Genomic DNA, 22,957 nt, shown 5'->3' on the forward strand with positions numbered 1-22,957 from the left:
ACCCGAATCGGACCGCCGGACCGCCGGGCAGGGCCGGTTCGGGCCGCCGGGCCGCGGGGCGGCCGGTCGCCGCCCCTCCGGCAGTCCCTCACCGGGGTCTCACGCCTCCCGGCGCCGCAGCTGCCAGGGTTCGATGACGCCCAGGCCACGGACCGGACGCTGCCACATCGGCTGGAGCGCGAAGCGGTACACCGGCGGGGGCTCGCCCTCCTTCTCGGCGCGCGCCGTCTCCTCGGCCACCTGTGCCTCCGAGACCGGCGCCTCGCCGCTCCGGGTCAGCTCCTCCGCGAATGCCCCGTCCACCAGCACGGTGTCCTTCTGCGCTATCGAGGTGAGCCGGCTGGCCAGGTTCACCGTCGTCCCGAATACATCACCCATCCGGGTGGTGACGGTGCCGAAGGCGATACCCACGCGCAGGGCCGGCATCGTCTCGTCATGACGCAGGGTGTCGATGAGGCGCAGCGCGATCTCCGCCGCCGTGCCCGAGTCGTCCGCCACGTACAGGACCTCGTCACCGAGCGTCTTGATCAGCCGGCCGCCGTGCGCCGCGACCAGGTCGGCGGAGGTCGTCTCGAACGCCTCCACCAGCTCGCCCAGCTCCTCTTCCTCCAGCCGGCGGGTCAGCCGGGTGAAGCCGACCAGGTCCGCGAAGCCGACCGCGAGCCGCCGGTCCACCATCTCCTCGTCGTCGGCGGCCTGCACCACCCGGCCGGTGGCGGCCGCCAGCTGCCGCCGCCAGACGTACACCAGGAACTCCTGGAGCTCCGGCAGCAACAGCTCGACCAGCGGATAGGTGACCTCGGTCCGGGTCATCCCGGGCTCGGGCGGCTCGGTCAGCCCCTCCAGGAAGGAATCGATCTGCCACTCGGCCAGCCGGGCGGTGGTCTGCCCGGTGGACCGCGCCACCTGTACGGCCATGGGCTCGCTGAGCAGTCCGGCCTCGACCAGGCCCGCCAGCCGCCGCAACGCCAGCACGTCCGCCTCGGTCAGCGCCTTGGCCTGCCCGATGTCGGCGAAGCCCATGGCCCGCCAGAACCGGGAGGCCAGATCCATGGAGACTCCGGCGGTGCGGGCCGCCTGGAAGGGGGTGTAGCGCCGGTCGGCACCGAGGATGAGCTGTTCGAGCCGGATCGCCAGAGGGTCGTCGGTCGGCTCCGCCGTGTGGTCGACGACATGGTGGGGGGTGGGATACTCGGCCCCGCTCGACCCGCCCGAGTTCGCGTCGTCGACGGTCACCGGCCGCCTCCTGCCCGTTCCCTGCGCACTGCCCTGCCGATCTGTCGGTGGATCGCCTCAACGATACGGCAGGTGTGCGCTGGCTCACGTCCGGGAGAGCCTCCCGGCACGTCCGGACCAGCGCTTTCCGCCACCCCGGGCCACCCCGGCCCCCGCACCCGATCCCTGCCCGACCCTTGCCCAGGGCCACCCCGGCCGCCGCCCCTTGACCCCTGCCCGGGGCCACCCCGGGGCCCGTACGACCACCCCGGGGCCGTACGACCTTCCGGGGCCCGTACGGCCTCCCGGCGACCACCGGGCGGGCGGCGACAGCGGCCGGTCCGGGCGACGACCACCGGCCGGTCCGGGCGGGCGACCACCAGCCGGTCCGGGCGGGCGACCACCGGCCGGCCCCGGCGGCGGCCCCGGCCTCAGTCCTCCACCCGCCGCAGGTGCACGATGTCGCCCGCGCCGACCGCCTCGCGGGTGCCGTCGGCGGTCCGGATCACCAGGCGGCCGAAGCCGTCGAGCGCCACCGCCTCGCCGGTGAGCGCCCGGTCGCCGGGCAGTTCGGCCCGTACCGTACGGCCGAGCGTGGCGCACCCGGCCGCGTACGCCTCCTGGAGCCCCGAGGCCGCGCTGTCCCCGTCGGCGGCCGTCCACCGCCCGTACCACTCCTCCAGCGAGCGCAGTACGGCCCGCAGCAGCGGGTCGCGGTCGGTGGACACGGCGTCGGCCAGCGCCAGCGAGCCGGCCGTCTCCACCGGCAGCTCGTCCTTCCGCAGGGACACATTGATGCCCAGGCCCACCACGACCGCGTCGTCCCCGGCCCGCTCGGCGAGGATGCCGCCGGTCTTGCGCTCCTCGCCGCCGACGGTCACCAGCAGGTCATTGGGCCACTTGAGGCTCACGTCCACCCCGGCCGAGCGGGCCAGCCCGGTGGCGGCGGCGACCCCGGTGAGCAGCGGCAGCCAGGGCAGCCGGGCGGCCGGCACCCGGGGCCGCAGCAGCACCGAGAGGAACAGCCCGGAGCGGGCGGGCGCCGACCAGGCGCGGTCCAGCCGGCCGCGCCCGGCCGTCTGCTCCTCCGCGATCAGCACGGCGCCCTCGGGCAGCGCGTCGGCCCCGGCGGACCGCGCGGCCCGGGCGGCCAGGTCGCTGTTGGTCGAGCCCGTCGCGGCGACCACGTCCAGCGAGGTCCAGAGCGAGCCGGGCCGGATCAGCGCGCGCCGCAGCGCGGTGGTGTTCAGCGGGGGCCGCTCCAGGTCCGTCCAGCGCCCGCCCGCGCCGGACGCGGAGCCACCGGGCGCGGAGCCACCGGGCGCGGAGCCACGGCCGGACCGGCCCGGTCCGCCACCGGACCCACCCGGTCGGTCACCGGAACCACCCGGTCGGTCACCGGAAGGGAAGGGTCCGGCGGCCGGAAAGTCATCTGAGGCCATCATGCAAGCCAGCGTAGGTGTGTTGAACACCGCACTGCCGAACGGTATCCGCGCCGATACGCTACGGCGCAGTAGCCCAGCACCCGTGACCAGGCAGGGAGCCGCATCCCCCATGTCCGAGCCGGCAGAGCCCCAGGACCCGAACCAGGATCCGCAGATCGACATTCACACCACCGCGGGCAAGATCGCTGATTTGCGGCGCCGTATCGAGGAGGCGACGCACGCGGGATCGGCGCGCGCTGTGGAGAAGCAGCACGCGAAGGGCAAGCTGACGGCGCGCGAGCGCATCGCGCTGCTGCTGGACGAGGACTCGTTCGTGGAGCTGGACGAGTTCGCCCGACACCGCTCCACCGCCTTCGGCCTGGAGGCGAACCGGCCGTACGGCGATGGCGTGGTCACCGGCTACGGCACGGTGGACGGCCGCCCGGTGGCCGTCTTCTCGCAGGACTTCACGGTCTTCGGCGGCGCGCTCGGCGAGGTCTACGGCCAGAAGATCATCAAGGTGATGGACTTCGCGCTGAAGACCGGCTGTCCGGTCATCGGCATCAACGACTCCGGCGGCGCCCGTATCCAGGAGGGCGTCAGCGCGCTGGGCATGTACGGCGAGATCTTCCGCCGCAACACCCATGCCTCCGGGGTGATTCCGCAGATCAGTCTGGTGGTCGGGCCCTGCGCCGGCGGCGCGGTGTACTCGCCGGCCATCACCGACTTCACGGTGATGGTGGACCAGACCTCGCACATGTTCATCACCGGCCCCGATGTCATCAAGACGGTCACCGGCGAGGACGTGGGCTTCGAGGAACTGGGCGGCGCCCGCACCCACAACGCCACTTCGGGCGTGGCCCACCACCTGGCGGGCGACGAGAAGGACGCGATCGAGTACGTCAAGTCGCTGCTCTCGTACCTGCCGTCGAACAACCTCTCCGAGCCGCCCGCCTTCCCGGAGGAGGCGGATCTGGCGCTCACCGACGAGGACCGGGAGCTGGACGTCCTCGTCCCGGACTCCGCCAACCAGCCGTACGACGTCCACACGATCATCGAACACGTCCTGGACGACGGCGAGTTCCTGGAGACCCAGGGGCTGTTCGCGCCGAACATCGTGACCGGTTTCGGGCGGGTCGAGGGCTTCCCGGTCGGTGTGGTCGCCAATCAGCCGATGCAGTTCGCGGGCTGCCTGGACATCAACGCCTCGGAGAAGGCGGCCCGGTTCGTCCGCACCTGCGACGCCTTCAACATCCCGGTGCTGACCTTCGTGGACGTGCCCGGCTTCCTGCCCGGCGTGGACCAGGAGTACGGCGGGATCATCCGCCGCGGCGCCAAGCTGATCTACGCGTACGCCGAGGCCACGGTGCCGCTGATCACGGTGATCACCCGCAAGGCGTTCGGCGGGGCCTACGACGTGATGGGCTCCAAGCACCTGGGCGCCGATCTGAACCTGGCCTGGCCGACCGCCCAGATCGCGGTGATGGGCGCGCAGGGCGCCGTGAACATCCTGCACCGCCGCACCATCGCGGCCGCCGGGGAGACCGGGGGCGCCGACGAGCAGGAGGCGACCCGGGCCCGGCTGGTGCAGGAGTACGAGGACACGCTCCTCAACCCGTACACGGCGGCCGAGCGCGGCTACATCGACGCGGTGGTGATGCCGTCGGACACCCGGGCACACGTGGTGAGAGGACTGCGCCAGCTGCGGACGAAGCGGGAGAACCTGCCGCCGAAGAAGCACGGCAACATCCCGCTCTAGTCCGCTCCGTCACCCGTGACACGGTTGCGAGTTCCGAGTTCCGAGGAGGGTCCGCGATGATCAAAGTGGTACGGGGCAATCCGACCCCGGAGGAGCTGGCCGCCGCGCTGGCGGTGGTACGGGCCCGCGCCGCGGCGTCGGTGACCGCCGGCTCCGGTCCGGTACGGGTGCCCCAGGGCTGGTCCGACCCGGCGCGGATCGCGGCCGGCCGGTCCCCTCGCCCGGGCCCCCGGTCCTGGGTCCGGTCCGCCTGGCCCCGGTAGTCCCGGCCCGTCCCGCCACCCCCTCCTGCCCCGCCGGACCCGCCCCCGTGCGCGCCCGGTGGCCGGCCGTCGCGCCCGAGTGAGTACGCGTACTCAGGCGCGGCGCCCGGCCCGGGCAGGAGGATCGAGGGATGCTCTGGTCCGATCCCGACGACGAACCACCCCCCGACATACGGGACATGCAGGCCAAGCTGCGCCGCGCGGGCGTGCTGCTGGCGCTCGCCATGCTGCTCGGGATGCTCGTCGCGGGCCTGCGCTGAGCGGGGCCCGCGCCCGTAGGCCGCCCCGCCCCGCCCGGAGGCCGTACCCATACCCGTACGCGGGCCCTGCGCCGACCGGCGGCTCGTATCCGTGCGCGGTCCTGCGCCGACCGGGGGCCGCACCCGTACGCGGCCTTGTGCCGACCGGCGGTCGTGCTCGCTCGTACACACCCCTGTGCCGACCGGCGGCTCGCGCCGGTTCGCGGCCCTGCGCCGACCGGGGGTCGTGCTCGTACGCGGCCCTGTGACGACCGTCGGCTCACGCACGTACGCGGGGCCCGCGCCGACCGGCGGGTGGCCCGTACCCGTGCGCGCGCTCCCACCCCCGGGCCCCGCTCCCCCGGGCCTGCGGTCACCCCCGGGGCCCCGGCCGTCGGCGGCGGGCACCCGGCCCGTCCGGCCCGCACCGGCCCCTCCGGCGCCCCGCCCCATCAGGCCCGTCCCCCGACCCGTCCGGCCTCGCCCGGCCCGCACCGCCCCTCCGGCGCCCCGCCCGGCCCGCGCCCGGGTCCGTCCGGCGCCGTCCGGTGCCCGTCCCCCTTTCCGTACGATGACCTCCATGACTGCTCAGCCGACCGCCGGGCCCCGCCGACTGGTGCTCGCCTCCGCCTCCCCCGCCCGCCTGGGCCTGCTGCGACAGGCCGGACTCGCCCCCGAGGTGCTGGTCAGCGGGGTGGACGAGGATGCCGTCACCGCGCCCGGCCCGGCCGAACTGGCCCTCGCGCTGGCCGAGGCCAAGGCGGCGACGGTGGCCGCGCTGCCCCAGGTGGCGGGCGCGCTGGTGATCGGCTGCGACTCGGTGCTGGAGCTGGACGGCCAGGCGCTCGGCAAGCCCGCCGACGCCGAGGAGGCCACCGCCCGCTGGAAGGCGATGCGCGGCCGCTCGGGCGTACTCCGTACCGGGCACTGCGTGCATGACACGGCGGCCGGCCGGCGGGTCTCCGCCACCGCCTCCACCCTGGTCCGGTTCGGGGAGCCGACCGACGCCGAGATCGCCGCCTATGTGGCGAGCGGCGAGCCGCTGCACGTGGCGGGCGCGTTCACCCTGGACGGCCGTTCGGCGCCGTTCGTGGACGGCATCGACGGGGACCCGGGCAATGTCATCGGGCTCTCCCTGCCGCTGCTGCGCCGGCTCCTGGGCGAGCTGGACGTCCGGATCACCGACCTCTGGACGCCCGCCGCCGGCTGACCCCGCCGGCGCGACCTCCGGCCGGGTCTCGCCCGCCGGGGTCTCGTCCGCCAGGGTTCTCCTTCACCGGGGGTCTCAGCCGGGCGCCGGGGCGGCGGGATCGGGGGCGTACAGCAGCAGTGAGCCCACGATCAGCCCCAGCACCACCATCAGGAACCCGAACGCCGTCCACCCCACCAGCCCGACCGCCAGCGCGCCCAGCACCCCGTGCGCGATGGCGCAGGCGACCAGGGCGATCCGGGTGGGCCGGCCGGGCACCCGGTCCCGTACGGCCATGAGCACCAGCAGCGCCGCGCAGCAGGCCAGCGCGGCGGCGAAGACCCCGCCCATCGCCCAGGTGGCGTCGGCCGTCAGCCCCGGGTCGAAGCCGCCGAACGACATGTTCTGGTTGGTCACCACCGAGGCGAGCACCGCGTGGACGAAGAGGAGCCCGGCCGCCTCCGCGAGCAGCAGGATCCCGGCCGCCAGAGCTATCGGTCTGCGCGCCACCACGGTCCGCCCCCTGCCTGCCGTCATCAGTACGCCGCCGCCCGCTGTTACCGGTGGTACGGACGACAGCCGGAACGCTACTCAGGGGTAATCGTCCGGGCAAGGGCGCGGCGGCCATGCGGACGGGCGCGGCAACGCCGCAAAGAAACACTCCCCCGTTCGTAGGGACTCCACAAAGAAACAGGAACGTCCGCTGGGTCGCCTAACAGAGACCTGGGCCACACCGGCGGGTTACTGTTCCGATGAGAAGCCCTGCGTAACGTGGCGCGACAAGGGTTTTCCCGACTCGGGTCCGTTCCGACTCACGCTCCGTGTGGGCAAGCTCACCCATGGGGACGGGTCGAGAAGCCGTGTCGGCAGTCCCTAAACTCAGCTTGTTTCAAGGAGGGAGCCATCGTGCGCAAGGTGCTCATCGCCAACCGTGGCGAAATCGCTGTCCGCGTCGCCCGGGCCTGCCGGGACGCCGGGATCGGGAGCGTGGCCGTCTACGCCGACCCGGACCGGGACGCTCTGCACGTCCGCGCGGCCGACGAGGCGTTCGCCCTGGGCGGTGACACCCCGGCGGCCAGCTATCTGGACATCGCCAAGGTGCTCCAGGCCGCGGCCGACTCCGGTGCCGACGCCGTCCACCCCGGCTACGGCTTCCTCTCCGAGAACGCCGAGTTCGCCCAGGCCGTCCTCGACGCCGGGCTGACCTGGATCGGCCCGCCGCCGCACGCCATCCGCGACCTCGGCGACAAGGTGGCGGCCCGTCACATCGCCCAGCGGGCCGGCGCTCCCCTGGTGGCCGGCACCCCCGACCCGGTGTCGGGCGCCGAGGAGGTCGTGGCCTTCGCGGAGCAGCACGGTCTGCCGATCGCCATCAAGGCGGCCTTCGGTGGCGGCGGTCGCGGGCTGAAGGTCGCCCGCACCCTCGAAGAGGTCCCGGAGCTGTACGACTCCGCCGTCCGCGAGGCGGTCGCCGCCTTCGGCCGGGGCGAGTGCTTCGTGGAGCGCTACCTCGACAAGCCGCGCCATGTGGAGACCCAGTGCCTGGCCGACCAGCACGGCAACGTGGTCGTCGTCTCCACCCGTGACTGCTCCCTCCAGCGCCGGCACCAGAAGCTGGTCGAGGAGGCCCCGGCGCCGTTCCTCTCCGCCGAGCAGAACGCGCAGCTGTACGCCGCCTCCAAGGCCATCCTCAAGGAGGCCGGCTACGTCGGCGCCGGCACGGTGGAGTTCCTGGTCGGCAACGACGGCACGATCTCCTTCCTGGAGGTCAACACCCGTCTGCAGGTGGAGCACCCGGTCACCGAGGAGGTCACCGGCATCGACCTGGTCCGGGAGATGTTCCGGATCGCGGACGGCGAGGAGCTGGGCTACGACGACCCGCCGGTGCGCGGCCACTCCTTCGAGTTCCGCATCAACGGCGAGGACCCGGGCCGCAACTTCCTGCCCGCCCCCGGCACCGTCACCACCTTCTCCCCGCCGTCCGGTCCCGGTGTCCGGCTGGACGCGGGTGTGGAGTCCGGCTCGGTCATCGGCCCGGCCTGGGACTCGCTGCTCGCCAAGTTGATCGTCAGCGGCGCCACCCGTGAGCAGGCCCTCCAGCGGGCGTCCCGGGCCCTGGCGGAGTTCACCGTGGAGGGCATGGCCACCGCCATCCCGTTCCACCGGGCCGTCGTGACGGACCCCGCCTTCACCGCCGACCCGTTCCGTATCCACACCCGGTGGATCGAGACCGAGTTCGTCAACGAGATCAAGCCCTTCGCCGCGCCCGCCGACGCCGAGGCGGAGGAGGAGACCGGCCGGGAGACCGTGGTGGTCGAGGTCGGCGGCAAGCGCCTGGAGGTCTCGCTGCCCTCCTCGCTGGGCATGAGCCTGGCCCGGACCGGCCTGGCCGCCGGCGCCAAGCCCAAGCGCCGCGCCGCCAAGAAGTCCGGCTCGGCGGTCTCCGGCGACACCCTCGCCTCCCCGATGCAGGGCACCATCGTCAAGGTGGCCGTCGAGGAGGGCCAGGAGGTCAAGGAGGGCGAGCTCATCGTGGTCCTGGAGGCCATGAAGATGGAGCAGCCCCTCAACGCCCACCGCGCCGGCACCGTCAAGGGCCTGTCCGCGCAGGTCGGCGCCTCGGTCACCTCGGGCGCGGCGATCTGCGAGATCAAGGACTGACCCACCGCGTGTCCTGGGGCCCGCCGGCCGTTCGACCGGCGGGCCCCACGCGTACGCCCCACCGGTGGCATCCTGGAGTCAGGCGGAGGGCAGGAGGACGGCGCCATGACGACCAGCGCGGCCGACACGGCGAAGCGCACCACGGACAGTACGGCCGGTACGACCGACACGGCCGACAGGACCGACGGGACCGACACGGCCGGTACGACCGACACGACCGGTACGGCACCGTGCGGCGGACGGGCCATGCGGGCGGACGCCCGGCGCAACTACGAGCGGCTGCTCGCCGAGGCGCGTACCGCCTTCGCCGAGCACGGCACGGACGCCTCGCTGGAGGACATCGCCCGGCGCGCGGGGGTCGGAATCGGCACCCTGTACCGCCATTTCCCGAACCGCCAGGCCCTGATGAGCGCGGTCTTCCAGGACGCGCTGGGCTCACTGCTGGCGTACTCCCGCGAGTTGGCCGACGCCGACCCCGCCTGCGAGGCGCTGGTCACCTGGCTGCGGGCCGTCATCGCCCACGCCGGTGAGTACCGGGGCCTGGCCCGCGCCCTCATGTCCGCCTCGGCCGACCCCAGTTCGGCCCTGACCCGCTGCAACGACCCGCTCCGCGAGGCCGGTTCCCGGCTGCTGGACCGCGCGGTGACCGAGGGAGCCGTCCGCGAGGGCGTCCCGATCGGTGACCTCATGCAGCTCACCAACGCCATCGCCCTCGCCGCCGAGCAGCACCCCGACGACCCCCGCCTCGCCGACCGCCTCCTCACCCTCACCTACCGTGGCCTCCACCCCTGACCGGACCGGACCCCCTCGGCAGCGGCCGGCTCAGCCCAGGGTGCCGGTCTCCTCCCCCACCATCCGCATGACCTCCTCATGCGTGTACCGGGTCGGTCGGGCGCCGCACGCCATCGAGTAGTGAGCCAGAGCGAGATCGGCGAAGTCCTCGGCCGCCTGGGGGTCCTCGGCCACGTCGATGACGGCCTGCGGCCACCACAGGTTGAGCACCCCGTCGAATTCATCGCCCGTGCTGACCCTGAGCACGTCCTGATAGAACTCCGCCCGCCGGTCCACCCGGAGCGCCTCCCCGACGCCGCCGATGGTCCGCACGACGTTCGGCCCCCGGTAGCCGGTCTCGTCCCCCGCACGCTTCAGGCTGTCCTGCCACATCCCCATGCCCCCGCCTCCCACTGGTCTCCGATCGGGTAACGCGTCACGACGATCCAAGAATGATGTGCTCCGCCCAGGCAGGAGTGGATCTTTCACTCGGGTGAGTGACCATCACCCCTAGCGGAGCGGAGTAGCGTCTCAGGGACGCACAGTGACGGCACGGAGGGTGGAGAGCCTATGAACCAGTCGGCCGACATGAAGACAACAGCGACAACATCGATCGATGAAGGCTCGTTGAAGTCCCGGCGACGATGAGGAAATTCACCGGGCTGGGAGTCACGGCGCTCACCGTCACGACATTCCTGTTCAGCACCGCACCCGTGGCTCAGGCAGTTTCTGCGGCGACCTGGAACAAGACCGTACGCTGCGAGTCCACTGATCCCGAGGGGCGGCATATAGTCACCCGATACGGGGACGCCCATCTCGGCTGGAATCACTTCACCCACCGGCACAACATCCGCGTCTGCAAGATCGTCAATGCCGCCGTCGGCGGTAAGGTCGACCGCGGCGACCACCACGGGCGGCTCGAATACGACGGCGTTGCCGTCAAGACGGGTGGCAAGCCCGAGCAGGCCCGCTTCATCGTCATCGTTCAGTACTCCCGCTACACCAAGGACAAGAAGTACGACGCCGGCCGGGGGCAGACGATCGGTGTCGTCAATGCTTTCTGCCGCAACCAGCCGAACAACAAGTGCCCCGCCTGGATGAACCAGTGACCCCCTCCGAAGACCGGCAGCAGCAGGCAGCCATCAGCCGCCTGCTGCTGTACTACCTCAACGGCCCTCTCGCCGAAGGCTGCCAGTTGCGCGGCGTCCTGCCGGCCCATGGTGCCGTTCGGATCGCCGTCCACGCCGGAGAAAGCGAGGGTGGCGACACGTTCCTCTACGAAATCCCTTACGACACCGTGGCACCTGCCGACATTCCAGGCATCCTTCGCACAGTGTTGTCGGGGACCCAGCTGTACAGCAGTGACGACATCGGCGAAGCGCTCGGAATGACCCTCATTCGCCTCCGCCCGCAACAGATCTCACCGACCCCCGAGCCTGAACAGGGTCAGGCGCTCAATGCCCTTCGCGCCCTGTCCGACCCTGGGGACGACGACAACCCCCTTCTGATCGGCTTCTTGATGAAGGGCAACGGCCTCATGCGCCTCTATGTGCGGCGCCCGGGCCACCTCTCTCTCATCGGCGTCGACATTCGCCTGACCGGTGCGCTCACCGCGCTGACCGCCTCCATTCCCTCTCTGATCGAAGAAGAGGGGCGCCACCGGCCCGCCCCCGACGACCCGCACTGTGATTCTTTCGTGGACCTGACCGACTGGTAGGGGTGGTCACCGAGCGAAGGGCCAGGCATCGGCGTCAAAGGGCCTGCCGAAAGGCCCAGGACGGACGCCCCCTCCCGGTCCGGGTGTCCGGGCGCCGGGGGTCAGCGGCGGCGGAGGTCGGCCACTCGGGCGGGGCGGTCGGGGTCGGGGGGTGCGGGGGTGGGGGTGCGGCGGAGCGCCGGGGCGGGGCGGCGGGTGCCGCGCTGGCCGGGGAGGGGGACGTCCCGGCGGGGCGGCCGGCCCGAGGTGAGGTCCAGGGGGGTGTCGGAGCCGGCCAGCGCCAGTTGGACGCCCTGGTCGGCCAGGGCCTGGAGCTCGGCGACGACGCGGTCGTCGTGGCCGGACGGCTCGTTGGTGACCAGCCGGGTGATCCGGTCGGTCGGCACGGTCTGGAACATCGTGTCGGTGCCCAGCTTGGTGTGGTCGGCCAGCACCACGACCTCGCCCGCCGTCTGGATCAGCGCCCGGTCGACGCTGGCGGAGAGCATGTTGGAGGTGGAGAGCCCGCGCTCGGCGGTGAGGCCGCTGCCGGAGAGGAAGGCGCGGGAGACCCGGAGCCCCTGGAGCGACTGCTCGGCCCCACTGCCGACCAGGGCGTAGTTGGAGCCGCGCAGGGTGCCGCCGGTCATGACGACCTCCACCCGGTTGGCGTGCGCCAGCGCCTGGGCGACCAGCAGGGAGTTGGTGACGACCGTCAGCCCGGGGATCCGGGCCAGCCGGCGGGCCAGCTCCTGGGTGGTCGTGCCGGCGCCGACGACGACGGCCTCGCCCTCCTCCACGAGACCGGCCGCCAGATCGGCGATGGCGGCCTTCTCGGCGGTCGCGAGATGGGCCTTCTGAAGTCCGGTCTCCCGGGCGTACCCGCCCGGGAGGACCGCGCCGCCGTGCCGGCGGTCGAGGAGTCCTTCGGCCTCCAGTGCCCGCACATCACGCCGTACGGTCACTTCGGAGGTCTGGACGACACGGGCGAGCTCCCGGAGCGAGACCGCTCCATTGGCGCGCACCATTTCGAGAATCAGTTGACGACGTTCTGCAGCGAACACGGAACTGACAGTAACGCCAGGTGTCGACCGGCGCGGACCGTTTGCAGCAATATGCGTCCATTAAGAGAATGTGCGAACAGCCGGGACCGCGAAGTGGTATATGCGCGACCATTGCCACCCGCCCGGGGGCGGAGGGCGATCGGCCCGGGGGCGGGCGGTGCGCCCGGGGCCTCCCGGTGGGGCGGGCAACCCCCGGGACGGGAGCGGGAGTTGCCTGCGCGAGGGGCGGCCGCCGGGCGGGCGGTCAGATCTCCGGGTCGGTGTTGCGGGACTGGAGCTGGCGGGCCACCTCGGCGATCGAGCCGGAAAGCGACGGGTACACGGTGAACGCGTTCGCGATTTGCTCCACCGTCAGATTGTTGTCGACGGCGAGCGAAATGGGGTGGATGAGCTCGCTGGCCCGGGGCGCCACGACACAGCCGCCGACCACGATCCCGGTGCCCGGGCGGCAGAAGATCTTGACGAAACCGTCCCGGATGCCCTGCATCTTGGCGCGCGGGTTGCGCAGCAGCGGCAGCTTCACCGCCTTGGCGTCGATCCGGCCCGCGTCCACGTCGGCCTGGGTGTAGCCGACGGTCGCGATCTCCGGGTCGGTGAAGACATTGGCGGAGACGGTCCGCAGATTGAGCGGGGTCACCGCGCCGCCCAGGAAGTGGTACATGGCGATCCGGCCCTGCATGGCCGCCACCGAGGCGAGCGCGAAGATCCCGGTGACGTCACCGGCCGCGTAGATCCCGGGGGCCGAGGTGCGGGAGACCTTGTCGGTCCAGATGTGGCCGGAGTCCTTGAGCCGCACGCCCGCCTCCTCAAGGCCCATGCCGGCGGTGTTCGGGATCGCGCCGACCGCCATCAGGCAGTGCGTACCGCTGATCACCCGGCCGTCCGCGAGGGTGACCTCCACCCGGTCGCCCACCCGCTTGGCGGACTGGGCGCGGGAGCGGGCCATCACGTTCATGCCCCGGCGCCGGAACACGTCCTCCAGGACGGCGGCCGCGTCCGGGTCCTCGCCGGGCAGCACCCGGTCGCGCGAGGAGACCAGGGTCACCCGGGAGCCCAGCGCCTGGTACGCCCCGGCGAACTCGGCGCCGGTGACGCCGGAGCCGACCACGATCAGCTCCTCGGGCAGCTCGTCCAGGTCATACACCTGGGTCCAGTTCAGGATCCGCTCGCCGTCCGGCAGGGCGTCCGGGATCTCGCGCGGGTGGCCGCCGGTGGCGATCAGCACCGCGTCCGCGACCAGCACCTCCTCCGAGCCGTCGGCGGCGGTGACCACCACCTGCCGGGAGCCGTCCGCCGCCTGGGTGCCGTCGAGCCGGCCCCGGCCGCGCACCACCCGGGCGCCGGCCCGGGTGACCGAGGCGGTGATGTCGTGGGACTGCGCCAGCGCGAGGCGCTTGACCCGGCGGTTGACCTTGCCGAGATCGACCCCGACCACCCGGGCGGCCTGCTCGATGTGCGGGGTGTCGTCGGCGACGATGATGCCCAGCTCCTCGTAGGAGGAGTCGAAGGTGGTCATCACCTCGGCCGTGGCGATGAGGGTCTTCGAGGGCACGCAGTCGGTCAGGACGGACGCCCCGCCGAGGCCGTCGCAGTCGACGACGGTCACCTCCGCGCCGAGCTGGGCGCCCGCGAGGGCCGCCTCGTATCCGCCGGGTCCGCCACCGATGATCACGATCCGGGTCACTGGGGTTACGCCTCGCGCTCTCGTCACGGCAGCCCCTCGGACCGGGTGAGCCGGGGGCTCGGGGGGTCTCCCCGATGGTTGGAGTACGTACTCCATTGTCCCGCACGGCCGGAACGGTTTCGCCCTCGGGGGGCCGCATGGCGGAACGTCCCTCTTCGGCCACGGACAGCCGCCCCGCCCGCCCCCGCGAGCGGTCCCCGCCCGCCCGCCGGGGCGATGGACCGGCGGCATCCGGACAGCGCCCACCCGGACGGCTCCCGTACCCTCGACCACATGTCGCTCTACGCCGCGTACGCCGGCAACCTCGACGCGCGGCTGATGACCCGCCGCGCCCCGCACTCCCCGCTGCGCGGCACCGGCTGGCTGAACGGCTGGCGGCTGACCTTCGGGGGCGAGCAGATGGGCTGGGAGGGGGCGCTGGCCACCATCGTGGAGGCCCCGCGCTCCCAGGTGTTCGTCGCGCTGTACGACATCGCGCCGATGGACGAGGACTCGATGGACCGCTGGGAGGGTGTCGGGCTCGACATCTACCGCCGGATGCGGGTACGAGTGCACACCCTGGACGGCGAGGAGCCCGCCTGGGTGTACGTGCTCAACGGCTACGAGGGCGGGCTGCCCTCCGCCCGCTATCTGGGCGAGATCGCGGACGCGGCCGACTCGGCGGGCGCCCCGCACGACTATGTGATGGAGCTCCGCAAGCGCCCCTGCTGAGCCCCCGGGGCCTTTCGGGTCCCGGCGAAGGATTCCGGCCCGTCCCTCCCGCGCGGAGGGACGGGCTTTTCGCTGCCCGGACGCGGGCCGGGGGCCGGGGCGCGAGGTCCGGGCCCGGGGCGGCCGACGGCTGAGGGAAACGCGGCGGAATTCCCGTGCGCCGCCGTCGCGTCAGTGCCGCACGGGAACCGGGCGCGATCCGGGTGAGACCCGAATGAGAGCCGGGCGAGGACCCGGCGAGATCCGGGTGAGAGCCGGGCGAGACTCGGGTGAGGCCCGGGTGAAATTGCATTCGCCACCCTTCCCGTGTGGCGCCCCTCACAGAAGGCGATCACCGCGCTGTCCGACAACGGCCGCTTTTCGTTCGGCAAGGGCGCCGGGCGAAGACGGAAAACGGCGCGGCGAGGGCAGGAAAGGGCTGCTGGGAGCAGTGGTACCACTCATCGGCCACTCATCCGAGTAGGGCGGGCTACCCGAGCAGGCAGTGGCTGAGTGACGGCACGCGCACCTATCGTGAACAGGCAATTCCATTTCCGGTTGCCGGTGTCCGGAATCCGTCCTCGTAAAACTTTTCGCCTGCACGGAAAAGAGAAAGGGATCGCTGTGGCTGCACGCCGCGATTTTCCGCTCACGTCGTACCAGCGTGATATCTGGGCGGTCGAATTCCAGACGCCGAACAGTCCTCAGTTCAATGTCGTGATCGACGAGCGGACCACCGGCCCGGTGGACGCCGCCGCGCTCCGGACGGCGCTCGGCCGGGCGCTGGCCCGGCATGACGTGTTCCGGCTGCGGTTCGGGGAGCGGGACGGCGTCCCGTACCAGTGGACCGCCGACGAGACCACGACGTGGACCACGACCCGGACCACGGACGGCCCCGCCGGTGGAGGCGCCGGCGGGACCGCCGGTGACAGCGGTCCCGGCGAGGCCGTGGCCTGGGTGGATCTGTCCGGGGAGGCCGAGCCGGAGCGGGCCTGGGAGGCATGGCGGGAGGAGTCGTTCACCCGGCCGTTCCCGCTGCTCGGGGCCCCGCTCTTCCGGGCGGCGGTGGTCCGGGAGAGCGCCGGGGTGCTGCACCTCCACCTCAACGCCCACCACCTGATCGTGGACGCCTGGACGCTCAACCAGGTCAGCCGCGACACCTGGGCCGAGTACGCCCGGCTGGTCCCGGGCGCGGGCCCCGCGCCGGAAGAGGCATCCCGGGCACCCTCCTACCGGGAGTTCGCCGCCGCCGACGCGGCCTATCAGGGGTCGCCGGAGCGGGAGGCGGCGCGGGCGTTCCACCGGGCGGCGCTCGACGGGGTGGTCCCGGTGCTCTTCCCGCGCTCCCCCGAGCGGCCGGCCGACGCCGCCGCCCGGCGCGGGCACCACACCTTCACGCTCGGCAAGGATCTGGTCGCCCGGATCCGGGCCGGCGGCTCGTCCCCGTTCGCGTACCTCACCGCCGTCTTCGCGACCTATCTGGCCCGGGTGCACCGCTCGGAGGAGATCGTCCTCGGCGTGCCGTTCCTCAACCGGGTCACCGACGCCGAGCGCGCCACCGCCGGGCAGTTCGCCAACAACCTGCCGCTGCGAGTACCGGTGTCCGAGGGTGCCACCCTGCGGGAGCTGGCCGGGCTGGTACGGGAGCGTACGGGCGCGGTACGGGCGCACGAGCGGCTGGCGCTCGGGGACGTACTGCGCGATCTGCCGGCCGGGACGGCGGGCTCCCGGCAGTTGTTCGACGTGGTCGTCTCCTATCTGCGTTACCCCCGGCCGGCGGCGCTGCCCGGGGCCGGACGGGACACCGTGATCACGGCCCCGGTGCACGAGCAGGACGCGCTCTCGGTGCTGATCCGCGCGTTCGGCGAGGAAAATGAAACGGCCGACACAGCCGACGCGGATCGCGCGGATCACGCGGATAACACCGACACCACCGACACCACCGACGACGCTGAGCTGCGCGTCGAGCTGGACTACGCGACCGACGTCTTCGACGCCGACTTCCCCATCGAGGCGGTCGCCGGCCAGCTGGCGACCCTGGTCCGGGCCGGTCTGGACGAGCCGGAGCGGCCCGCCCTGGAGCTGCCGGTGCTCACCGCCGCCGAGCGGGCCGGGCTGGCCCGGGCGCAGCAGGGGCCGGAGGCCGCGTACCGCTCGGACGCCACCCTGCACGGGCTGATCGAGGAGCAGGCCGCGCGCACCCCGGACCGGGTGGCGGTGACCGCCGCCGACGGCGGGACGCTGACCTTCGCGGAGCTGGAGGCGCGCGCCAACCGGGTCGCCCACGCGCTGCGGGCCGAGGGGGTCACGGCCGGCGACCGGGTGGCGGTGCTGCTGGAGCGCGGGCCGCTCACCGTGCCGGCGCTGCTGGGCGTGCTGAAGTCGGGGGCCGCCTATGTGCCGGTGGACCCCGGCTACCCGGCCGAGCGGATCGCCTTCCTGCTCCAGGACAGCCGGGCCCGGGCGGTGCTGACCGGCCCCGGGGCGCCGGAGCCGGACGTGCCGGCCGGGGTGCCGGTGCTGGACACCGAGCGGCTGGTGGCCGAGGGGCCCACCGACCGGCCGGATCCGGTGGCCGGGCCCCGGGACCTGGCGTACGTCATCTACACCTCGGGCTCCACCGGGCGGCCCAAGGGCGTCATGGTCGAGCACCACTCGGTGATCAACCGGCTGGCCTGGATGCAGCAGCGGTATCCGGTGGGCGACGGGGACACCCTGCTCCAGAAGACACCGGTCTCCTTCGACGTGTCGGTGTGGGAGCTGTTCTGGTGGGCGGTGGAGGGCGCCGGTCTCGCCCTGCTGCCGGTGGGCGGCGAGCGGGACCCGCGCACCCTGCTCGACACCGTCGCCGAACGCCGGGTGAGCGTGCTGCACTTCGTGCCGTCGATGCTGGGGCCGTTCCTGGACCTGCTGGAGGCGGAGCCCGGGCTGGTGGCGCGGGCGGCGAGCCTGCGGCGGGTGTTCTGCAGCGGCGAGGCGCTGCCGGCCGCCCGGGTGGAACAGTTCGCCCGGGTGCTGGGCGGGCTGCCGGACGCCCCGGGGCTGACCAATCTGTACGGGCCCACCGAGGCCACCGTGGACGTGTCGTACCACGACTGCCCCACCGTGCCCGGGCGGCCGGTGCGCCGGGTGCCGATCGGGGCGCCGGTCGCCAACACCGCGCTGCGGGTGCTGGATCCGTACGGCGAGCCGCAGCCGGTCGGGATACCCGGCGAGTTGTGCGTCGGTGGGGTCCAGGTGGCGCGCGGCTATCTGGAGCGGCCGGAGCTGACCGCCGAGAAGTTCACCGAGGATCCGTTCGCCCCCGGCGGCCGGCTCTACCGCACCGGTGATCTGGCCCGGCTGCTGGCCGGCGGCGAGATCGAGTACCTGGGCCGGATCGACGGCCAGGTGAAGATCCGGGGCAACCGGGTCGAGTTGGGCGAGGTGCAGAACGCCCTGGCGTCGCTGGACGGCATCCGCGACGCGGTGGTGGTGGACCACCACAGCACCGACCGGGGCACCCGGCTGATCGGCTACTACGTCCCGCGGGTCGCCGGCGAGGAGCACGACCCGGTGGCGCTCCGCGCGGAACTCGCCCGCTCGCTCCCGGAGTTCATGATCCCGGCGGTCTTCATACGCATCCCGGCCGTGCCGCTGACCCCCAACGGCAAGGCCGACCGGCGCGCCCTGCCGGACCCGGTGGCGGCGGCGCCCGTCCGGCGCGAGCACACCGGGCCGAGGAACGCCGCCGAGGCCGCCCTCGCCGCCGTCTGGTCCGAGGTGCTCGGCGCGGACCAGGTCGGCGTGGACGACGACTACTTCGCGCTCGGCGGCGACTCCATCCTGATGCTGCGGGTGCGCGCCCTGGCCGAGCGGCGCGGCTACCGGTTCGACCTCAGCGATCTCGTACGCAACCCCACCGTCGCCGCCCTGGCGCCGCTCACCACCGCCGGTGAGGCCGGGCCGGAGAGCCCCGACCCGGAGCCGTTCGCCCTGGTCTCCGGGGTGGACCGGGCCCGGCTCGAAGGCCACCGGGACGCCTGGCCGGCCAACCGGCTCCAGCTGGGGCTGCTCTTCCACAGCCGGGTCGAGCCGGACTCGGGCGTCTACCGGGACGTGTTCCGCTACAGCTTCGCCTTCGCCGGCTGGGATCCGGAGGCGTTCACCACCGCCCACCGGCTGCTGGTCGCCCGCCACCCGGCGCTGCGCTCCTCCTTCGACCTCGGCGGTCACGCCGAGCCGCTCCAGATCGTGGACGACACGGTCGAAGGCGCCCTGGAGATCAGGGACCTGCGGGGCACCCCGGCGGAGGAGGCCGAGCGGGCCATCGCGGCGCACATCGAGGAGCGCCGCCACCACCGGTACGTCTTCGAGCAGGCGCCGCTCCACCATCTGCGCGCCCATGTGCTGCCCGAGAGCGTGGAGTTGGTGCTCAGCTTCCACCACGCCATCCTGGACGGCGGCAGTGTCGCCACCCTGATGCGCGAACTCCTCCAGGACTACGCGCACCTGCTGGGCGAGCCGATCGGCGCCGTGCCGGACGCCCCGGTGGCCATGGCCGCCCACCATGTGCTGGCCGAGCGGCGGGTGCTGGAGTCGGCGGAGGCCCGGGAGCACTGGACCGGCTACCTCGCCGGGGCGCCGCAGCTCCAGCCGGCCGGCTTCCGGCCGCACGAGGCGCCCGGCAGCGGGGAGCAGATCACCCGCCGGGTGGATCTGTCCGGCGAACTGGTGGACGCCGTACGGCAGTTCTCCCGGGACCACACGCTGCCGGTGAAGTCCGTGCTGTTCACCGCCCATCTGCTGACCCTGCGGATGTTCTCCGGCCAGGACGACCTGGTCACCGGTCTGGTCACGCACGGCCGACCGGAGCGGGAGGGCGCCGAGCGGGCCGCCGGGCTCTTCCTCAACACCATGCCGGTCCGGGTGACCGGCACCCCGGAGAGCTGGCTGGGGGCCGTCCGGGAGGCGTTCCGCCAGGAGCAGGAGAGCCACCCGTACCGCCGCTATCCGCTCAGCGCCATCCAGGAGGACCTGGGCCACGGCGTGCTGGACACGGCGTTCAACTACATCCACTTCCGCCAGCTGGCCGAGGTGTTCGCGCTGCCCGGCATCACCTCGCTGGACTTCCGCACCTGGGAGGAGACCAACTTCGCGCTCCTGGTCAACGCGGTCACCGAGCCCGACGGCGACGGGATCTGGCTGCGCATGGACTACCAGGGAAGGCTGTTCACCGAGGACCAGGCCGAGCTGTACGGGCGGGCCTTCACCGGCATCCTGGAGCGAGTCGTCCAACACGCCGCCGAGCCGGTGGACTTCGGCTTCCTCGCCGCACCCCTGGGCCCGGTCCCGGCGGCCCGCCCGGCGCCGGACGTGGTGCGCGCCTTCGAGGAGCGGGCCGCCCGTACCCCCGGGGCGGTCGCGCTGGTCCACGGCGACCGGCGCTGGAGCTACGCCGAGCTGGCGGACGCGGCCGACCGGGCCGCCCGGCGGCTGGCCGGGCTCGGCGCGGGTCCCGGCGCCCGGGTGGGCATCGCCATGGAGCGCTCGCCGGAGACGATCGCCGTCCTCCTCGGCGTACTGAAGGCGGGCGCCGCCACCGTGCCGCTGGACACCGCCTATCCGCGCGAGCGGATCGCGGCCATGCTGGCCCAGGCCGCCCCGGTGGCCGTGGTCACCCATGCCACCGACGAGACCGACGCGGCGCACACCGCCCAGCGGCTCGGCGGCGCCGACGGGGCCCCGGTCGTCCCGGCCGCCGCCCTGCTCGACGAAGGCCCCGGCACAGGGGCCGCCGGGTCCGTGACCACCGGAGCCCCCGGAGCCACCGGGACCGGAGCCACCGGGTCCGGGGCCGCCGAGGGCGGGCTGCCGGCGGCACTGGATCCGGAGTCCGTGGCGTATCTGCTCTTCACCTCCGGCTCCACCGGGGCGCCCAAGGGCGTGGAGATGCCGCACCGGGCGCTGGCCAATCTGGTCGCCTGGCAGAACGGTGAGCCCAGCGGTGTGGTGGGCGGGGTCACCGTCCAGTACGCGCCGACGAGCTTCGACGTCTCCTTCCAGGAGATCTTCTCCACCCTCTGCGGCGGCGGCACCCTGCTGCTGCTCTCCGAGGAGCAGCGCCGCGACCTCCCCGCGCTGCTGCGGCTGCTCGACCGGGAGCGGGTGGAACGGCTCTATCTGCCGTACGTCGCCCTCCAGCAGCTCGCGGAGACCGCACAGGCGCTCGGCACCGTGCCCGGCTCGCTCAAGGCGATCCTCTCCTCCGGCGAGCAGTTGCGGATCACCGACGAGATCCGCGCGCTCTGCGCCGCGCTGCCCGGGGTGATCCTGGAGAACCAGTACGGGCCCACCGAGTCCCATGTGGTGACCCGGCACACCATGACCGGGGACCCGGCGGCCTTCCCGCCGCTGCCGCCGATCGGCGTCCCGGTCGACGGGGCCGAAGTGCTGGTGCTGGACTCCCGGATGCGGCCGGTGCCACCCGGGGTGACCGGTGAACTCCACCTGGGCGGTGCCTGCCTGGCGCTCGGCTACGCGGGCCGCCCGGACCTCACCGACGAGCGGTTCGTGGCCCGGCCCGGCGGCGCGCCCGGCGAGCGGCTCTACCGCACCGGCGACCTCGGGTACGTCCTGCCGGACGGCTCCGTGGTGTGCACCGGGCGCTCTGACTCCCAGGTGAAGGTGCGGGGTTACCGGGTGGAGCCGGCCGAGGTCGAGCTGGCCATCACCCGGTTCGCCGCCGACCACCCGGGGCTCGCGGAGGCGGCGGTGGTCGCCCGGCGCCGGGATGGCAACGACTCGTTCCTCGCCGCCTTCCTGGTCGGTGACCCGGACCGGACCGAGCTGCCCCAACTGGTCAAGCAGCTCCGCTCGGTGCTCCCGGACTACCTGGTGCCCTCGCACTTCCAGTGGGTGGACGCGCTGCCGCTCACCCCCAGCGGCAAGCGCGACGACAGGTCACTGCGCGAGCTGCCGCTCACCGCCACCACCGGCTCCGGGGAGACCACGGCACCCCGGGACGCGTACGAGAAGGCGCTCACGGAGATCCTGCGCGAGCTGCTGGGCGTGCCCGGACTCGGCGTGCACGACAACATCTTCGAGCTGGGTGCCACCTCGCTGACCGCGATGCGGCTGGTGGTGCTGATCGAGCAGCGGTACGGAACGGCGGTGCCGCTCTCGGAGTTCGTCGCCGCGCCCACGGTCGCGGAGCTGGCGGCCCGGCTGCGGGGCGGCGGCGCGGTCGCCGGCTTCGACCCGCTGGTGCCGATCCGCACCGGCGGCACCGAGCGCCCGCTGTTCTTCGTCCACCCGATGGGCGGCAATGTCCTCTGCTATGTGCGGTTCGCCGCCCATCTCCCGGACGACCGACCGTTCTACGCCCTCCAGGCGGCGGGCGTGGACGCGGGCACCGAGCCGCTGAGGAGCGTCGAGGAGATCGCGGCCAGTTATGTGGCGCGCATCCGCGAGGTGCAGCCGGAGGGACCGTATCTGATCGGCGGCTGGTCCTTCGGCGGGTTCGTCTCCTTCGAGATGGCCCGGCAACTGCGGGCTCAGGGGCAGGAGGTGCGGCGGCTGGTGCTGCTGGACACCACCGCGCTCAACCCGGGCCGCCGGCTGCGCACCAGCGACGACGCGCTGCTGAGCTGGTTCTTCTGGGAGCTGCTCTGGCTGCGGCGCGGCGGTGACTCGCCGGAGGAGGTGATCCCGGCGGAACTCACAACGCTGGAGGAGAAGTTCGACTTCATCGCGCAGCTCGCGGTGGACGAGGGGGTGCTGCCGGCCGGCGCCACCGGGGCGGTCGTGCACCGGCTGTTCCAGGTGTACGAGGCCAACTGGCGGGCGGCGTTCGCCTACCGGCCCGAGGTGGTGGACCAGGACCTGGTGCTCATCCACGCCACCGAGCCGCTGCCCGAGGTGCTGGACACCATGCACACCGCCATCCAGTCGATGCACCGCGACCCCACCAACGGCTGGCGGGAGCGCACCAGCGGCGAGCTGACCGTGATCGACGTGCCCGGCGACCATTTGACGATCATGGAGGAACCGCATATCGCGCATGTCGTCGAGGTCGTCGCCGGACTGATCGCGGAGTGAGCGGGATGGCGGCGGAAGCAGTGGGAGCAGCAGGAGCGGCGGAGAGCGAAGGCGAGGGGCGCGGCATGAGCGGGAGCACGGAACCCGGCGGGAGCGGTGGACACGGGAGCGGGACCGGAAGCGGCACCGGGCCCGACGGGTACGGGGGCGGCAGACGCGGGAGCGGCACCGGGCCCGGCGGGCACGGAAGCGCCGGACACCGGAGCGGCACCGGAGCCGGCGG

The 22,957-nt window shown here is 73.2% G+C and carries 16 protein-coding genes; 10 read left to right on the top strand and 6 right to left on the bottom strand.

Annotated features, from left to right (window positions below; genetic code table 11):
- Positions 1 to 99: 99 nt before the first annotated feature.
- Together NX801_RS02615 and NX801_RS02620 are read right to left on the bottom strand one after the other, a co-directional pair.
- Complete coding sequence (locus NX801_RS02615) at positions 100 to 1,236, bottom strand: adenylate/guanylate cyclase domain-containing protein (RefSeq protein WP_258785068.1); 1,137 nt, start codon at positions 1,234 to 1,236, stop codon at positions 100 to 102.
- Positions 1,237 to 1,646: 410 nt separating this feature from the next.
- Entirely contained in the window at positions 1,647 to 2,660 is a 1,014-nt protein-coding gene (locus tag NX801_RS02620) for a biotin--[acetyl-CoA-carboxylase] ligase (RefSeq protein WP_258785069.1), read from the bottom strand.
- A gap of 109 nt (positions 2,661 to 2,769) precedes the next feature.
- On the opposite strand from NX801_RS02620, the gene NX801_RS02625 reads away from it, so the two are divergent.
- The 4 genes from NX801_RS02625 to NX801_RS02640 all read left to right on the top strand — a co-directional run bounded on the left by NX801_RS02625 (position 2,770) and on the right by NX801_RS02640 (position 6,110).
- Positions 2,770 to 4,398, top strand: coding sequence for an acyl-CoA carboxylase subunit beta (locus NX801_RS02625; protein ID WP_258785070.1), 1,629 nt, complete (start codon positions 2,770 to 2,772; stop codon positions 4,396 to 4,398).
- Positions 4,399 to 4,454: 56 nt separating this feature from the next.
- The gene (locus NX801_RS02630) at positions 4,455 to 4,661 is read left to right on the top strand and encodes an acyl-CoA carboxylase epsilon subunit (RefSeq protein ID WP_258785071.1); all 207 of its coding nucleotides are present in this window, start codon (positions 4,455 to 4,457) and stop codon (positions 4,659 to 4,661) included.
- 131 nt (positions 4,662 to 4,792) lie between these two features.
- On the top strand, positions 4,793 to 4,921 hold the full coding sequence (gene mmpB / locus NX801_RS02635) for a morphogenic membrane protein MmpB (protein ID WP_258785072.1): 129 nt from the start codon (positions 4,793 to 4,795) through the stop codon (positions 4,919 to 4,921).
- Between the two features lie 559 nt (positions 4,922 to 5,480).
- Positions 5,481 to 6,110: a Maf family protein gene (locus NX801_RS02640; RefSeq protein ID WP_258785073.1), complete on the top strand. Its 630-nt coding sequence runs from the start codon at positions 5,481 to 5,483 to the stop codon at positions 6,108 to 6,110.
- A 75-nt stretch (positions 6,111 to 6,185) separates the two neighbouring features.
- Here NX801_RS02640 and NX801_RS02645 read toward each other — a convergent pair whose 3' ends face one another.
- Entirely contained in the window at positions 6,186 to 6,602 is a 417-nt protein-coding gene (locus NX801_RS02645; RefSeq protein WP_309505767.1) for a hypothetical protein, read from the bottom strand.
- A gap of 393 nt (positions 6,603 to 6,995) precedes the next feature.
- On the opposite strand from NX801_RS02645, the gene NX801_RS02650 reads away from it, so the two are divergent.
- Both NX801_RS02650 and NX801_RS02655 read left to right on the top strand, forming a co-directional pair.
- Positions 6,996 to 8,750, top strand: a complete 1,755-nt coding sequence (locus NX801_RS02650) for an acetyl/propionyl/methylcrotonyl-CoA carboxylase subunit alpha (RefSeq protein ID WP_258785074.1) — start codon at positions 6,996 to 6,998, stop codon at positions 8,748 to 8,750.
- Between the two features lie 246 nt (positions 8,751 to 8,996).
- On the top strand, positions 8,997 to 9,542 hold the full coding sequence (locus NX801_RS02655) for a TetR/AcrR family transcriptional regulator (RefSeq protein ID WP_258785243.1): 546 nt from the start codon (positions 8,997 to 8,999) through the stop codon (positions 9,540 to 9,542).
- A 30-nt stretch (positions 9,543 to 9,572) separates the two neighbouring features.
- On the opposite strand, the gene NX801_RS02660 is transcribed toward NX801_RS02655, so the two are convergent.
- The gene (locus NX801_RS02660) at positions 9,573 to 9,920 is read right to left on the bottom strand and encodes a hypothetical protein (RefSeq protein WP_258785075.1); all 348 of its coding nucleotides are present in this window, start codon (positions 9,918 to 9,920) and stop codon (positions 9,573 to 9,575) included.
- Between the two features lie 245 nt (positions 9,921 to 10,165).
- Between NX801_RS02660 and NX801_RS02665 the strand changes: the two genes are divergently transcribed.
- Positions 10,166 to 10,630: a hypothetical protein gene (locus NX801_RS02665; RefSeq protein WP_258785076.1), complete on the top strand. Its 465-nt coding sequence runs from the start codon at positions 10,166 to 10,168 to the stop codon at positions 10,628 to 10,630.
- Positions 10,627 to 11,238: a hypothetical protein gene (locus tag NX801_RS02670; RefSeq protein ID WP_258785077.1), complete on the top strand. Its 612-nt coding sequence runs from the start codon at positions 10,627 to 10,629 to the stop codon at positions 11,236 to 11,238. Before NX801_RS02665 ends, NX801_RS02670 begins: the two co-directional genes overlap by 4 nt.
- A 101-nt stretch (positions 11,239 to 11,339) precedes the next feature.
- On the opposite strand, the gene NX801_RS02675 is transcribed toward NX801_RS02670, so the two are convergent.
- Complete coding sequence (locus NX801_RS02675; RefSeq protein ID WP_428986047.1) at positions 11,340 to 12,245, bottom strand: DeoR/GlpR family DNA-binding transcription regulator; 906 nt, start codon at positions 12,243 to 12,245, stop codon at positions 11,340 to 11,342.
- 280 nt (positions 12,246 to 12,525) lie between these two features.
- The gene (locus NX801_RS02680) at positions 12,526 to 13,965 is read right to left on the bottom strand and encodes an NAD(P)H-quinone dehydrogenase (protein ID WP_258785080.1); all 1,440 of its coding nucleotides are present in this window, start codon (positions 13,963 to 13,965) and stop codon (positions 12,526 to 12,528) included.
- Positions 13,966 to 14,238: 273 nt separating this feature from the next.
- Here NX801_RS02680 and NX801_RS02685 point away from each other — a divergent pair, with 273 nt between their 5' ends.
- Positions 14,239 to 14,676 (top strand): gamma-glutamylcyclotransferase family protein, encoded by a 438-nt coding sequence (locus NX801_RS02685; RefSeq protein ID WP_258785081.1) that lies wholly within the window; start codon positions 14,239 to 14,241, stop codon positions 14,674 to 14,676.
- A 603-nt stretch (positions 14,677 to 15,279) separates the two neighbouring features.
- Positions 15,280 to 22,734: an amino acid adenylation domain-containing protein gene (locus NX801_RS02690; protein ID WP_258785082.1), complete on the top strand. Its 7,455-nt coding sequence runs from the start codon at positions 15,280 to 15,282 to the stop codon at positions 22,732 to 22,734.
- Positions 22,735 to 22,957: the final 223 nt, after the last annotated feature.

It is taken from the genome of Streptomyces pyxinae (genome assembly GCF_024756275.1).
GTDB classification, from domain to species: Bacteria; Actinomycetota; Actinomycetes; order Streptomycetales; family Streptomycetaceae; genus Streptomyces; species Streptomyces pyxinae.